General features: G+C 61.6%; 12 protein-coding genes. 4 read left to right on the forward strand and 8 right to left on the reverse strand.

All coding sequences use genetic code 11. The features are described 5' to 3' along the window. Positions 1-54: 54 nt before the first annotated feature. Together CLU84_RS04020 and kynA are read right to left on the reverse strand one after the other, a co-directional pair. The gene (locus tag CLU84_RS04020) at positions 55-1,248 is read right to left on the reverse strand and encodes an MFS transporter (RefSeq protein WP_099736045.1); all 1,194 of its coding nucleotides are present in this window, start codon (positions 1,246-1,248) and stop codon (positions 55-57) included. 187 nt (positions 1,249-1,435) lie between these two features. Then, a complete protein-coding gene (gene kynA / locus CLU84_RS04025; RefSeq protein WP_099736046.1) occupies positions 1,436-2,311 on the reverse strand; it encodes a tryptophan 2,3-dioxygenase in 876 nt (291 codons plus the stop codon). Between the two features lie 145 nt (positions 2,312-2,456). Between kynA and CLU84_RS04030 the strand changes: the two genes are divergently transcribed. Together CLU84_RS04030 and CLU84_RS04035 are read left to right on the forward strand one after the other, a co-directional pair. Next, complete coding sequence (locus tag CLU84_RS04030; RefSeq protein ID WP_099736047.1) at positions 2,457-3,329, forward strand: methylated-DNA--[protein]-cysteine S-methyltransferase; 873 nt, start codon at positions 2,457-2,459, stop codon at positions 3,327-3,329. A 108-nt stretch (positions 3,330-3,437) separates the two neighbouring features. Continuing rightward, positions 3,438-4,412: a DNA-3-methyladenine glycosylase 2 gene (locus CLU84_RS04035; protein ID WP_099736048.1), complete on the forward strand. Its 975-nt coding sequence runs from the start codon at positions 3,438-3,440 to the stop codon at positions 4,410-4,412. Here CLU84_RS04035 and CLU84_RS04040 read toward each other — a convergent pair whose 3' ends face one another. Beyond that, positions 4,413-4,988: a helix-turn-helix domain-containing protein gene (locus CLU84_RS04040; RefSeq protein WP_099736049.1), complete on the reverse strand. Its 576-nt coding sequence runs from the start codon at positions 4,986-4,988 to the stop codon at positions 4,413-4,415. It abuts the gene before it with no gap. A 108-nt stretch (positions 4,989-5,096) separates the two neighbouring features. Here CLU84_RS04040 and CLU84_RS04045 point away from each other — a divergent pair, with 108 nt between their 5' ends. Next, complete coding sequence (locus CLU84_RS04045) at positions 5,097-6,497, forward strand: L-lactate permease (protein ID WP_099736050.1); 1,401 nt, start codon at positions 5,097-5,099, stop codon at positions 6,495-6,497. Positions 6,498-6,567: 70 nt separating this feature from the next. Here CLU84_RS04045 and kynU read toward each other — a convergent pair whose 3' ends face one another. From kynU to CLU84_RS04070, 5 genes are all read right to left on the reverse strand, one after another. Then, entirely contained in the window at positions 6,568-7,875 is a 1,308-nt protein-coding gene (gene kynU / locus CLU84_RS04050; RefSeq protein ID WP_099737849.1) for a kynureninase, read from the reverse strand. Positions 7,876-7,946: 71 nt separating this feature from the next. Further along, on the reverse strand, positions 7,947-8,579 hold the full coding sequence (gene kynB, locus CLU84_RS04055; protein WP_099736051.1) for an arylformamidase: 633 nt from the start codon (positions 8,577-8,579) through the stop codon (positions 7,947-7,949). A gap of 78 nt (positions 8,580-8,657) precedes the next feature. Next, a complete protein-coding gene (locus CLU84_RS04060) occupies positions 8,658-10,037 on the reverse strand; it encodes an amino acid permease (protein ID WP_099736052.1) in 1,380 nt (459 codons plus the stop codon). 99 nt (positions 10,038-10,136) lie between these two features. After that, positions 10,137-10,928, reverse strand: a complete 792-nt coding sequence (locus CLU84_RS04065; RefSeq protein ID WP_099736053.1) for an AraC family transcriptional regulator — start codon at positions 10,926-10,928, stop codon at positions 10,137-10,139. 9 nt (positions 10,929-10,937) lie between these two features. Beyond that, positions 10,938-11,561: a LysE family translocator gene (locus CLU84_RS04070; RefSeq protein ID WP_099736054.1), complete on the reverse strand. Its 624-nt coding sequence runs from the start codon at positions 11,559-11,561 to the stop codon at positions 10,938-10,940. Between the two features lie 231 nt (positions 11,562-11,792). Between CLU84_RS04070 and CLU84_RS04075 the strand changes: the two genes are divergently transcribed. Next, positions 11,793-12,524, forward strand: coding sequence for a Stp1/IreP family PP2C-type Ser/Thr phosphatase (locus tag CLU84_RS04075; protein ID WP_099737850.1), 732 nt, complete (start codon positions 11,793-11,795; stop codon positions 12,522-12,524). Positions 12,525-12,540 lie beyond the last annotated feature (16 nt).

The following is a 12,540-nucleotide window of genomic DNA, read 5'->3' on the forward strand; positions in this document are numbered from 1 at the left end:
CACTATCTAAAAAATAGCTGCTAGCGCATATGGATATTGCACTAGAGCCGATTTTTAATGCATGACCTTCTGCAGCAGCGGCGAGGGTTTGATGACCCTGTAGGCCAGTACACCCATGCCCAGCATGGAGGCCACCATCAGCATCACGGCCTGATAAATGTCCGAGCCCTGACGCTCCGCAACGCCTGCAACAACGCCTGACAGCCACTGCATGAGCGCCGCCCCCAGAAACATGGCCATGGTGAAGATGGACAGAGCGCGACCTGTTGTGGCGGGCGGGTAGGACGAGCGCACATCGGCATAGATCAGCGTGCCGTAGCCCGAGAGCGTGCTCATGACCAGCAGCAGAACCACGCTCCACACAGGGTGGTGAACCAGAGCCAGACCCACAAAAGTGGCCGCCATGAGGAGCGCAAAGCGTGCAATGCGCTGGCGGCGCAAGGCGGGACCGGGGTCAAGGCGGCCGAACATGGATGGCACGAACAGCGAAATGATGGAAGACGCCAGCGCCACATTGCCGGTGGTGACCAGCGAGAACTGGTATCGATCCATCAGCATGGGGCTGAGCCATAGGCCGCGTACCGTCAGAAACGATGCATAGCTGACCATGCCCAGAAGCACAATGCCCCAGGTGTGGGGCAGCAGCAGCAGGCTGCCAAAGCCTTGCAGCGCTTCGATAAAGCCGGGCTTGGGCTGGGAATCGCTGGCTATCTTGGGCTCATGCACCTTGAAGAAAATCAGCAGCCAGGACAGCACGCTCAGCACCGCCAGCAGCGCAAACCCTGCGCGCCAGCCCATGTGCTGCACCAGCCATGCCATGGGGGTTCCGGTAAACAGCAGCCCCAGCCCGCCCAGACCCAGACCAATGCCGGACATATAGGCAAATTTATCTGCCGGGAAGTGGCGTGCAATAAACATGGTGCTGGCCAGAAAGGCGGGCGAGCAGCCAATGCCAATCAGCAGCTGACCCAGCATCAGCCAGGAATAGCTGGGTGCCATGGCCGACAGCACAGCACCGGCAATTGACAGCGGAAAAGTCATCAGCACGGTGCGGCGCAAGCCGTAGATATCCATGCCAATGCCCATGATCAGTTGGGCCACACCGAAGGACAGCGCAAACAGCCCGGCAAACGAGCCCAGAGACTGGGCAGACAGCCCAAAGTCGCTGCGCAGACCATCGGCAATGATAGAGGTGACTGTGCGAAACGCCTGACTGAGTGCAAAGCCGGTGAGCAGGCAGACCAGCATGGCCCAGACGGCGGAGGAGGGCGCTTGTTTGCTGGCAGGGGGGCGGGAGAGGCGCTCTGAACGGAAGGCATGGGGGGATTTTGTTGCGATGTTAGGTTTTTCCCTCAGCCTAAAGAATTCAGGCTGCCCGCGCTGTCACTTAAGAGCAGCAGGGACAGCCTGATTGGCGATGGCGAGGAGGGGCTGTTTACAGCTCGGTGCGCAGGCTCCAGATTTCGGGGAATAGCACCACATCCAGCATCTTCTTCAGATAACTCACGCCGCCGGTGCCGCCGGTGCCGCGCTTGAAGCCGATTACGCGCTCCACCGTGGTCAGGTGGCGGAAGCGCCACAGGCGGAAGGCATCCTCAATATCGGCCAGCTTCTCGCCCAGCTGGTACAGATCCCAGTGCTTGTGCGGGTCGCGGTACACGGTAATCCAGGCCTGCTTCACGCCTTCGCAAGCCTCATACGGCTGCGTCCAGTCGCGCTGCAGCTTGTTGGCGGGAACCTCAATGCCTTCGCGGGCCAGCAGTTGCAGGGACACGTCATACAAAGAAGGCGACTCGTATGCGGCCTGCACCTGGGCCAGCAGATCGCTGCGATGCTCGTGGGGTTTGAGCATGGCGGCATTCTTGTTACCCAGCGAAAACTCGATGCTGCGGTACTGGTAGCTTTGAAATCCGCTGGAGTTGGCAAGATAGGGGCGCATGGCCGTGTACTCGGGCGGCGTCATGGTCGAAAGCACGGTCCAGGCACTGACCAGCTGCTCCATGATGCGGCTCACCCGGGCCAGCATCTTGAAAGCATCGGGGCGGGTATCGCCCGAGGCATTGGCAATCGCCGCCGTGGCCGCGCGCACCTCGTGCAGCATCAGCTTCATCCACAGCTCGCTGGTCTGGTGCTGGATGATGAACAGCATTTCGTCATGTGCGGGCGACAGCGGGTGCTGGGCCGTCAGAATCTGGTCCAGATGCAAATAGTCGCCATAGCTCATGTCGCGGCTGAAGTCGAGCTGGGCCTTCTCGTCGCGGACGATGGATTCGCCGCCATGCATGGGGCAGCCAGAGGATTCGGTGGTCATGGTGGAATTTTTCTGAATAGGTCAGTGTCGGCAGCGTAACCGAATCCAGACGCATAAAGACTGCAAGAACGTGGATGCAAGATGCAAAAGCTTTGCGTAAAGTCATCCCTGCTGTTGACGTCAAACCCTTGCCCAGATTCAAGCCATGCCCAGCCCTTCGCCTTCCCACTCTGCTGCCGACCTTCAAATAGATGAGCGCATCACGCAATGCTGTCGCTGGCTGGAGGCCGAAGAGCCCATGCCTGCGCTGGAAGAGCTGGCGCAGCGCCTAGGGCTCAGCCCCTGGCAGCTGCATCGTAGCTTCCAGCGCGCAACGGGGCTCACGCCCAAGGCCTACGCCAAAGCGAACCGCGGCAAGCATTTGCGTGCGGCGATGACGCCAGAGTCCAGCCAGTCGGTCACGGATGCTGCGTACCTGAGTGGCTATGAGGCCAGCAGCAGTTTTTATAAAGATGCCCCCGCCATGCTGGGCATGGCACCAAAAACCTATCGTCAGCGCGGGCAGCATCAGACGATACGGTTCGCACTGGCTGAATGCTCGCTGGGCAGCCTGCTGGTGGCCAGCACGGCGCAGGGCGTGTGCTGCGTGCTGCTGGGCGATGATCCGCAAATGCTGATTGAGGATTTGCAGCAGCGCTTCGCGGCGGCAGAGCTGATCGGGGCGGACGACCAGTACGAGCAGACCGTGGCCCAGGTGGTGAGCCTGATCGAGCAGCCCCGGCTGGGGTTGGCCCTGCCGCTGGATATTCAAGGCACAGCTTTTCAGCAGCGGGTCTGGCAGGCCTTGCAGAGGATTCCGGCGGGTCAGACCCTTAGCTATTCAGAGCTGGCGCGACAGATGGGCATGCCGCAGTCCGCCCGCGCCGTCGCCAGTGCCGTGGCGGCCAACCCGATAGCGGTGGCCGTGCCCTGCCACCGCGTGCTGCGCAATGATGGAAGCATCAGCGGATACCGCTGGGGCGTGGAGCGCAAGCGTGCATTGCTGCTGCGGGAAGCGCAGCAGTGCAGCCCGGTTTGATCTGAAAAGCATAGCTGGCGGCGCTTGATAGATATGCATTTCAGAATGATTTAAATGCAATATCTATGAATATCAAGCGCTGGCAGCTCTCAAAATCATAGGAACTGCATGCAGATCGAATGCCAACAAAGCCTGCCTCAGCCCTATCGCTGGCATGAGTTTCTGGCTTTTCACGGACGGGATGTGCAGCAGCGCTCCGAGCTGCTGCAGCCCCAATCGCGGCGATTGTTCAAAGCTTTGATCTGGCATGGCCAGCCCGCCTTGCTGGTGCTGCAGTGGGATGAGCGCCAAGTCCAGGCACGGCTGCACTGGCCCGAAAGTGTGGTGCAAGACACGGATGCGCACAGTCAGCACCAGCACCAGCAATTTCAAGCCCTGTTGCAGCGCATGCTAGGTCTGACCTGGCCGCCCAGCGCATTGCTGCAAGCCCATGGTCGTCATGCCGAGCTGGGGCCGCTGCTGGATCGGCAGCGCGGGCTGCATGTGCCAGCATCGCACACACCATTTGAGGCGCTGAGCTGGGCCATCATGGGTCAGCAGATATCGGTAGCGGTCGCCGTCAGCCTGCGGCGCAAGCTGATCGAAGCAGCGGGCTTGCCGCTGGATGCACTGATTCAGCAGCAAGTGCCAGAAGCGGCGCATCTGCTGGCGTATCCCGATGCGGAGCAAGTGATACAGCTCAGTATGGATCAGCTGAGGGCCTTGAGCTTTTCCCAGGCAAAGGCTCAGACGCTGCTAAGCGTGGCGCGGGCGGTACAAGAGGGCTTGCTGCCGCTGGATGACTGGGCGCAGCAAAGCGCGCAGGGGCTGTGGAATGGGCAAACCGTAGAGGTCGTGGCCCAGCAGTTACTGGCCATGAAAGGCATTGGCCCGTGGACGGTGAATTACTGCCTGCTGCGTGGCTACGGTTGGCCCGACGGCAGCCTGCATGGCGATGTGGCCGTGCGCCGCGCCATCGGGCTGCTGACCTGCACCGACAAGCCCGATGCCCGCGCCGCCAGCGACTGGCTGGAGCAATTCAAGCCTTGGCGCGCGCTGGTGGCTGCGCACCTGTGGGCTTCGCTGGCTGACAAATCCTACTGATCAGGCCAGGGGCGAAAGCACCAGCAGCAGCAGGCGCGCGGTAGTGTCGGCGGCATTGGCCAGGCGATGCTCGCTGTCCACCACCAGCGTGGCGGTGTCGCCTGCATGCAGCAGCACCTGCTCTTGCGCGGTAAAGACCTCGATGCTGCCTTCCAGCACATGAAAGACCTCGCGCGTGCCGGCGCGGTGGGCTGCGAAGTGGCTGGAGACGGCGCGCGGCGGAAAGCGGTAATGCACCAGGCTCACGCCTGCACTGGGGCTGGCCAGGGCCAGGCGCTCTACGCCGCTGGCCTCATCGACAAAGCGCAGGTTCTCGCCGGCGCGCGTGATATGTGCGGTCGGCGTGCTTTGGACCAGCTCGCCCAGCTCGCAGCCCAGACCGCGCGCAATGGCCATGGCATTTCGCAAGCTGGTGGCCAGCAGGCCCCGTTCCACGCGTGAAAGGGCTCCCGGTGAGACACCGCAGGCCTGTGCCAGCTGGTCCAGCGTGATGCCCAGCTGCGCGCGGCGCGCGCGTACGGCGGCGCCGAAAAGCGCATCCTGCTCCGATGCTTCCGATGCGGTGGTGGAGTTCAAGCCTCGCTCCTTGTCTTGGGTCAGTGGGTACGTTTACGATTGCGTCAATAAATTTCCTATGAGAAAATAATTTTGCGTATAGGAAATTATTTTTCAAGGATGAATGCAATGTACATGCTTCTGAGCGCCTTGCCCGTGGTCAGCGTCATTGCCGCGCTGCTGGCGGGATGGCGATCGCTTTATGCCGCCCTGGTGGGTGTGGCGGCAGCGCTTCTGGCCATTACCATGGCATTTGCACAGCCTGCATCGACCTGGGTGGCGGCTGCCATTCACTGGTCACCGGTGTTGCTGGAGGTGGTGCTGATTGTGGGCGGCGGCTTGCTGCTGTCCGAGGTGCTGCGCCAGTCGGGCGCACAAAAGGCCTTGGCCGACTGGCTGCTACTGCGCGCGGGCAGCGGCACAGGGGCCGTGCTGCTGGTGGTGCATGGCATCACGCCGTTTGCCGAGTCGGTCACCGGCTTTGGCGTGGGCGTGACCATCGGCATTCCGCTGCTGGCGCACTTCGGCCTGCCGGCACGCAAGGTGGCTCTCATCGGCCTGCTGGGCCTGTGCGCCGTGCCCTGGGGATCAATGGGGCCGGGCACTCTGGTGGCGGCCACCATGGCCGATCTGTCGTTCAAGGATCTGGGTCAAGCCTCGGCGCTGGTCAGCATGATTCCGTTTGTCATCACTGGCATGGTGGCCTCCGGGCTGGCCAGTGCACCCGGTCGCCTGAGCCTTGCATTGCTGCAGGGCCTGCTGTCCGGCCTGTTGCTGACGGCGGCGGTGGCGCTGATGAATGCCGTGGCCGGTACGGCACCTGCGGGTGCGTTGGGGGCCTTGGTTGTGGTGGGCTTTCATTTGCTGCGCATGCGCCGGCCTCAGCAGGCTCAGCCCTTGCATCCCTTGGGGCGACGTGCGCTGGCGGCCTATGTGTTGCTTCTGGGTGGGGTGCTGGTGGCCGGGGTGCTGGTGCGAGCCTTGGGTTTGCCCGGCCTCTGGCATGGACTGGCTTCACCGGGCTTGTGGCTGCTGCTGGCCGCTGGCTTTTTCGCACGGGGTTTGCCGGAGCGCGAATCGCTGCAGCGCGTCTGGCGTTCCTGGGCTCAGGTCGCACCGGTGACGGCGCTGTTCATCACATTGGGGGTGTTGATGGCGGTCTCGGGCATGGCCGCACAGCTGGCGCATGCGCTGGCTCAGAGCGGACCTCTGTACCTGCTGGCCGCCCCTTTTGTCGGGGCGCTGGGCGGTTTTGTGACCGGCTCCAACACCGGTGCCAATGCCATGTTTGCCGCTACCCAGGCTGAGATCGCCCGTGCGCTGAATGCACCGCTGTTGCCCTTTATGGCCGTGCATAACGTCAGCGCTTCGCTATTGCTCATGGCTTCGCCCGGCAAGGTGGAGATGGCGGTGCAACTGGTGCCCGAGGGCACTGCCCAGCGGCGCTGGGTGCAGCAAAGCGTGCTGGCCGTGGATCTGGTCGCTGTGGCGCTGATGGGGCTGCTCAACCTGGTCTGGGCCAGGGTTTGAGGCAGCAAGTGAGGTAGCGCAGCATTGGCCGCCGTCCTTGTCAAAAGGCGGCGGCGTGGCAGCGAGAGGGTCAGGTCACCGCATTGATGGTGTTGAACTCGGCCTTCTTCCACTCGCCCGATTCCAGCACCTGGCGCAGATGCTCGACGGCGTGCCAGACATCTTCAAAGCCCACGTATAGCGGCGTGAAGCCGAAACGAAGAATGTCTTTGTGCTTGCCGGTACCGCCGTCTCCCTTGCGGAAGTCGCCAATCACGCCACGGGCAATCAAGGCCTGAACAATGGCGTAAGCGCCGCTGCCCTGGCCATCTACACCCAGACCTTCGTCGCGTGTCAGGCAGACCTGCGAGCCGCGCTGTGCATGGTCGCGCGGGGTGGCTAAACCTAGACCGTAGCCTTGGCAGCGTTCTTCAACCAGCTTGATGAACAGATCGGTCAGGGCCAGAGACTTGGCGCGCAGCGCTGCCATGCCACCGAACTGTTCGGCTTCGGTGTAAATGTCGATTCCGCACTGCAGCACGCTCATGCTGATCATGGGCTGCGTGCCGCACAGGTAGCGCTGAATGCCTTGGGCCGGGTGGTAGTCGGGCACAAACTTGAAGGGGTCGGCATGGCCGAACCAGCCCGACAGCGGCTGCCAGAAACGGTTGATGAGGCGGGGGTGCGCCCAGACAAAGGCGGGCGAGCCGGGGCCGCCGTTCAGGTATTTGTAGCTGCAGCCGACAGCAAAGTCGGCGTCTGCACCCTTGAGGTCGATTGGCACGGCACCTGCGCTGTGGCACAGGTCCCAGACACAGAGAATGCCCTTGGCATGCGCGTCAGCTGTGACGCCAGCCATGTCATGCATGGCACCGGTGCGGTAGTTGACATGGGTGAGCATGGAAATCGCCACATCGGTTTGCAGCGCAGCGGCGATTTCTTCGGGCTCCAGCAGCACCAGCTCCAGCCCATATTCCTGGCAGATGGATTGGGCGATGTAGAGGTCGGTGGGGAAGTTGCTGCGCTCGCTAATGAGTTTTTTGCGGTCAGGCGCATCTTCGCGGGCAATGCGCGCTGCAGCGCTGAGCACTTTGTAGAGGTTGATGGAGGTGGTGTCGGTAAACACCAGCTCACCTTCGCCCACGCCCAGCCAAGGGGCGAACTGGTTGCCCAGTCTCTCGGGCAGGGTGATCCAGCCGGCCTTGTTCCAGGAGGTGATGAGGTCCTGGCCCCATTGCTGCATCACCACTTCTGCAGCGCGGGCGGCAGCGCTCTTGGGCTGGGCGCCCAGAGAGTTACCGTCCAGATAAATCACACCCTCGGGCAGGGCAAAGCGCTCGCGCAGCGGGCGCAGTGTGTCCTGGGTGTCCAGCGCCTGGCAGTCTTGCAAAGTAGTCATTGTCATCCTTGTGTTTTTAATAGCTGCAAGCGCTTATTCTGATTGGGCTTGCGGGCAGTTTTTATGCAAATTCACGCCAAGGCCCGCAAAATGGCTCTCACCGGCGATGCATCGGCTTCGGTGAGTTTGAGGGGCAGGGCGATCAGCTCGTAGTCGCCTTCGGCCACATCGTCGAGCACCAGATTTTCGAGAACGCGCAGATTGCGCTGGCGGATGACCATGTGGCTGTCCAGCGTCTTGCTGCTGGCCGGGTCGATGCTGGCGGTGTCGATGCCGATGAGCTGGACGCCCAGGTCGGCTAGCTTTTGCACGGTCTCAGGTGCATAGGCGGCCAGATCAGGGTCCCAGCCAGTGGGGGCCTGCTGATAGGTGCGTACCAGCACGCGCTGGGGCAGGCTGGCGTTGATGGCATGTTCAATATGCTGCCACTCGATCAGCGGCCCGCAGCCCATGGCATGAATGACGCGGCAGGGGCCGAGAAAGGCATCCAGATCCACCATGCCAATGGCGGTGCCCTGTGGGTCGTAATGCAGCGGTGCATCGGCATGCGCACCCACATGGGGCGAGAGGTGAATGGCGCTGACATTGACTGGGCAACCCGGGCCAATGCTGGCGACCCATTCCTGGCTATAAGGCGTATCACCCGGAAAGACCGGCGCGGCAGGGTGAATGGCGGGGGAAATGTCCCAGAGTTGGCGTGTCATGGTGAAGGCTAGCACTTTGAATAGTTACGACAGGCTGGCAAGTGGCGTGGCTTTAGCCAGAGACACCCAGCAAGGGCCTCAGGGGCTAACTTTCTTCTTTCTGTACCACAAAGCATAGATGAGGATGAGGACGATGAGGAACGGCACACCCACCAGCGTTGTCGTATGGAACTCCTTGGTAAACAGCGTGGTGACGATCACGCCCGCCATCAGAAGCGCGCCGATCAGCGTCAGCACCGGAAAGCCCCACATGCGGAATTCGAGCTTCTGGCCTGGGTGCTCGCGCTGCCAGCGAGGACGGAAGAACAGGTGCGTCACAAACACCATGAACCACGCAAACATGGCACCGAACATGGCAATGGACATCATCAGCTCCAGCGACTCCTTTGGCTTGAAGACATTGAGCACCATGGCCACGGCCATGCCAAGGCAAGACACGGCAATCGCGCCCAGTGGCACGCCGCTTTTGCTGAGCCGGCTCAAGCGCTTGGGCGCATAGCCGCCACGAGAGAGGCTGAACATCATGCGCGAGGTGACATAGAGCTGGCTGTTCATGGCCGAAAGAGAGGCCAGCAGCACTACAAAGTTGAGAGCAGCCGCCGCGCCGGGGATCTGCAGAATCTCCATCACCTTCACGAACGGGCTCTTGTCTGTGCTGGCGTGGCTCCAGGGCACGATGGCCAGCATGAGCGCCAGCGACAGCAGATAGAACAGCACCAGACGCAGGACCGTGCTGCGGAAGGCACGGGTGACGGCTTGCTTGGGGTTCTGGGCTTCACCCGCTGCAATGGCGATGGACTCCAGACTCAGGTAGCTGAAGATGGCCACGATCACACCCACCCAGGTGCCCCACCAGCCATTGGGGAAGAAGCCGCCGTCGACAAAGTAGTTGTCAAAGCCCACGCCTGCGGGCCGCGTGCCAAACACCACATAGGCGGCGATCAGGATAAAGGCCACGATGGCAATGACCTTGACCATGGAGAACCAGTACTCCACCTGACCAAAGGCCTTGACGCTGGTGGCGTTGACGGCGGCCAGCAGTACGGAGAACAGCAGCACCCACACCCATTGATCGACGGCAGGGAACCAGTAGGCCATGTACTTGCCCACGGCCGTGACCTCCATGCCCACGGCCAGCACCACGGCGCCCCAGTAGGCGTAGCGCACCACAAAGCCGGCCAGGGGGCTGATGTAGTGTTCGGCATAGGCACCGAAGGAACCGGAAGTAGGGTGGGCTACCGTCATCTCGGCTAGGCAGCCCATGAGCAGCAGGCCGATGAAGGCGCCGATGGCGTAGCTGATGAGCACGCTGGGGCCGGCAAAGCCAATGGCAAAGGCACTGCCCATGAAGAGGCCGGTGCCAATGGCACCACCAATGGCAATCATGGTCATCTGGGCCGAGTTCAGGTGCGGCTGCAACCCGGTCTCGCGTTGCTGAATACTGTCAAAGTTGGCCATTGCTTACTTGCGGGCTCTGAAAATGGGAGGAGCAAGTATCCCGCGAATACTCAGGCCAGGTGATGCTTGGCCGAATGCCCCGGAGCCTGTTCTGGCTGATCAGCGCATTGCCTGCGCGTAATTACCGGGCGTCAGTGCGTGGTGGGCTTTGAAGGTGCGTTGCATATGGGACTGGTCGGCAAAGCCCATCTGGTGGGCGACCGCTGCCAATGGCTGGCCCTGAGCCAGCAGGTGGCGTGCCGCATTCAGTCGCAGGTTGAGCCGGTAGGCCCCCGGCGTGACGCCGGTGATGGCCGTGAAGCGGCGAATAAATCGGCTGGGGCTCATGCCGCAGCGCAGCGCTAGGGCCTGCACGCTGGTTTCATCTTCGGGGTTGCTGTGTAGATGCTGTAGTACAGACAGCATGGCATGGGGCGGGTCGGTACGCGGCTGGTCGGTGCTGCCCAGCAGGCGCAGAAATTCTGTCAATGACTGCGTATGGCTTTGCATGTCTGAGGCTGTGCTGTCGCTGGCAAGCGGGCGGCAGAGCTGGTCGGCCCAGCGTGAAATCTCGGGCTGATCAAGAGCGTGCTTCGCAAAGTGCAGGGCGCTGACGCCGAGCTGCTCATGCACCCAGTCGGCCTGCACAAACAGCATGCGGTATGACCAGGGCTGCGAGGTCTCGGGGTTGCAAGCGTGCCAGTGGCCGGGTTCGATCAAAACCACGTTGCCGGCTTTCAGCGCTTCGGGGCCCTGGTCATGGAGAAACAGGGTCTCGCCTTCATCCACGATTCCTATGGAGTACTGGGCGTGGGCATGCAGCCGGTAGCTGTAGCAGGACTGATGGCTGATGCGCAGCTCAGCCCAGGGCGTGGCTGGGTGGCGGTGGAATTGATGGCTGGGAGCTGGCATGGCGCTTCATCATGCCAGCATGCTGACCACGCTAATCAGTAGCAGCAGGGCCAGTGTTTGATTCAGGCGTTGCTGGCGTTTGGGAGTGCTTAGCCATTGGGTAAGAGTGCGGCCCAGCGCGGCCCAGAAGCCGATTCCCAGCAAGCACGCCAGCAAAGAGATGGTGCAGAACATCAGCAGCGCGGTTTCCAGTGGCATATGAGGGCTCGCGAGTGGCGCGACAAAAATGCCCACACCGGACAGCGCTACCAGCCATGCCTTGGGGTTGAGGCTCTGAATCGCCACACCTTGCACAAATGCTCTGGCTAAACCCATTGGCAAAGTTGCAGAGGTATTGGCTTCAGCTGAAGAGCCGACTGGGCTATATGCCAGCTGCCATGCCAGCCATAGCAAATAGGCGGCGCAAATACGCGGAGCCCATCGCAGCACTTCAGGCTGCTTGAGCAACCAATGGCCACTCTGTCCCATCAGCCAGACAATGGCTGCATAACCGAGGCTGGCACCGAGCACATAAACAAAAGCGGTGATCCGGCAGCGGCCGCCACCGTGGCGCAGGGCAATCAGGTTCACGGGGCCGGGTGTAATGGCTCCCGCCAGTGCAAATCCGGCCATGGCCAAGAATGAAGAAAACATGAGAAAGCCCGAAGTACAAGGCTGGCAAGTCTGGACTATCTGTACTGCGAGGTATTGAACAAAATTGCGCCTTTGACCCGTGAACAACTGCAAAACGGCGTCTTTTCAGATAAGCCATCACGGCAACTTGCGTTACGCTTGGATTCTTTTTTGCCCATCTGCTTACCATCTCCGTCTTCCATGTCTCCCGCTCAAGCTTCTCCTCCTCCCCGTGTCTGGCCAGCGGTGCGCATGGTTGCGTGTGCCGATATGGGTATGAAGCGCCATAACAATGAAGACGCGGTCGGCATCCAGCCCCTGGCTGAGCCTTGGCCTGTAGCCGTGCTGGCTGATGGCATGGGGGGCTATAACGCGGGCGAGGTGGCCAGCGCCATGGCGGTTGACCTGATTACGGCTGCGGTGCGCAATGAAGCCTGGGCGGACAGCTCTGCCAAGGTAGCGCAATGCGAGCTGACCGATGCCTTTCACATGGCAAACCTAGCCATCTTCGGGGCCGCGCAATCTGCGCCTGAATGCCGCGGCATGGGCACCACCGTTGTTGCTGCCCTGGTGCTGGAGGATGAACTCCTGGTGGCTCACCTGGGCGATTCCCGTGCCTACGCCTGGCGCGAGGGACAGTTGCAGTGCCTGACGCGCGACCATTCTCTGGTGCAGCAAGAGATTGATGCCGGCCTGATCACGGCCGAAGAAGCTTTGCATTCCCGCTACAGCCACTTGGTCACCCGCGCTCTGGGGGTCACGTCGCTGGTCGAGCCAGAACTCACGCACTGGCCACTGCACCATGGCGACCGCATCATGCTCTGCTCAGACGGGTTGACCGATATGCTGCCCGATGCCTGCCTGCAATCCTTGTTTGAGGAAAACCTGCCGCTGCAGGAGTTGCTGCTCTCGCTGATCGCAGCAGCGAATGCGGCGGGCGGCAAGGACAATATCGGCGTGGTGCTGATCGAGGAAGATGCCTAAGCCTTCATCTAATTAG

This window comes from Comamonas sp. 26, from assembly GCF_002754475.1.
Taxonomy (GTDB): Bacteria; Pseudomonadota; Gammaproteobacteria; order Burkholderiales; family Burkholderiaceae_C; genus Comamonas.

Bases quoted from the DNA above. Each gene is read 5' to 3' on its own strand.
- CLU84_RS04020 (WP_099736045.1), bottom strand. From the start codon at position 1,248: ATGCTGGTCTGCCTGCTCACCGGCTTTGCACTCAGTCAGGCGTTTCGC.
- kynA (WP_099736046.1), bottom strand. From the start codon at position 2,311: ATGACCACCGAATCCTCTGGCTGCCCCATGCATGGCGGCGAATCCATC.
- CLU84_RS04030 (WP_099736047.1), top strand. From the start codon at position 2,457: ATGCCCAGCCCTTCGCCTTCCCACTCTGCTGCCGACCTTCAAATAGAT.
- CLU84_RS04035 (WP_099736048.1), top strand. From the start codon at position 3,438: ATGCAGATCGAATGCCAACAAAGCCTGCCTCAGCCCTATCGCTGGCAT.
- CLU84_RS04045 (WP_099736050.1), top strand. From the start codon at position 5,097: ATGTACATGCTTCTGAGCGCCTTGCCCGTGGTCAGCGTCATTGCCGCG.
- kynU (WP_099737849.1), bottom strand. From the start codon at position 7,875: ATGACTACTTTGCAAGACTGCCAGGCGCTGGACACCCAGGACACACTG.
- kynB (WP_099736051.1), bottom strand. From the start codon at position 8,579: ATGACACGCCAACTCTGGGACATTTCCCCCGCCATTCACCCTGCCGCG.
- CLU84_RS04060 (WP_099736052.1), bottom strand. From the start codon at position 10,037: ATGGCCAACTTTGACAGTATTCAGCAACGCGAGACCGGGTTGCAGCCG.
- CLU84_RS04065 (WP_099736053.1), bottom strand. From the start codon at position 10,928: ATGCCAGCTCCCAGCCATCAATTCCACCGCCACCCAGCCACGCCCTGG.
- CLU84_RS04070 (WP_099736054.1), bottom strand. From the start codon at position 11,561: ATGTTTTCTTCATTCTTGGCCATGGCCGGATTTGCACTGGCGGGAGCC.
- CLU84_RS04075 (WP_099737850.1), top strand. From the start codon at position 11,793: ATGGTTGCGTGTGCCGATATGGGTATGAAGCGCCATAACAATGAAGAC.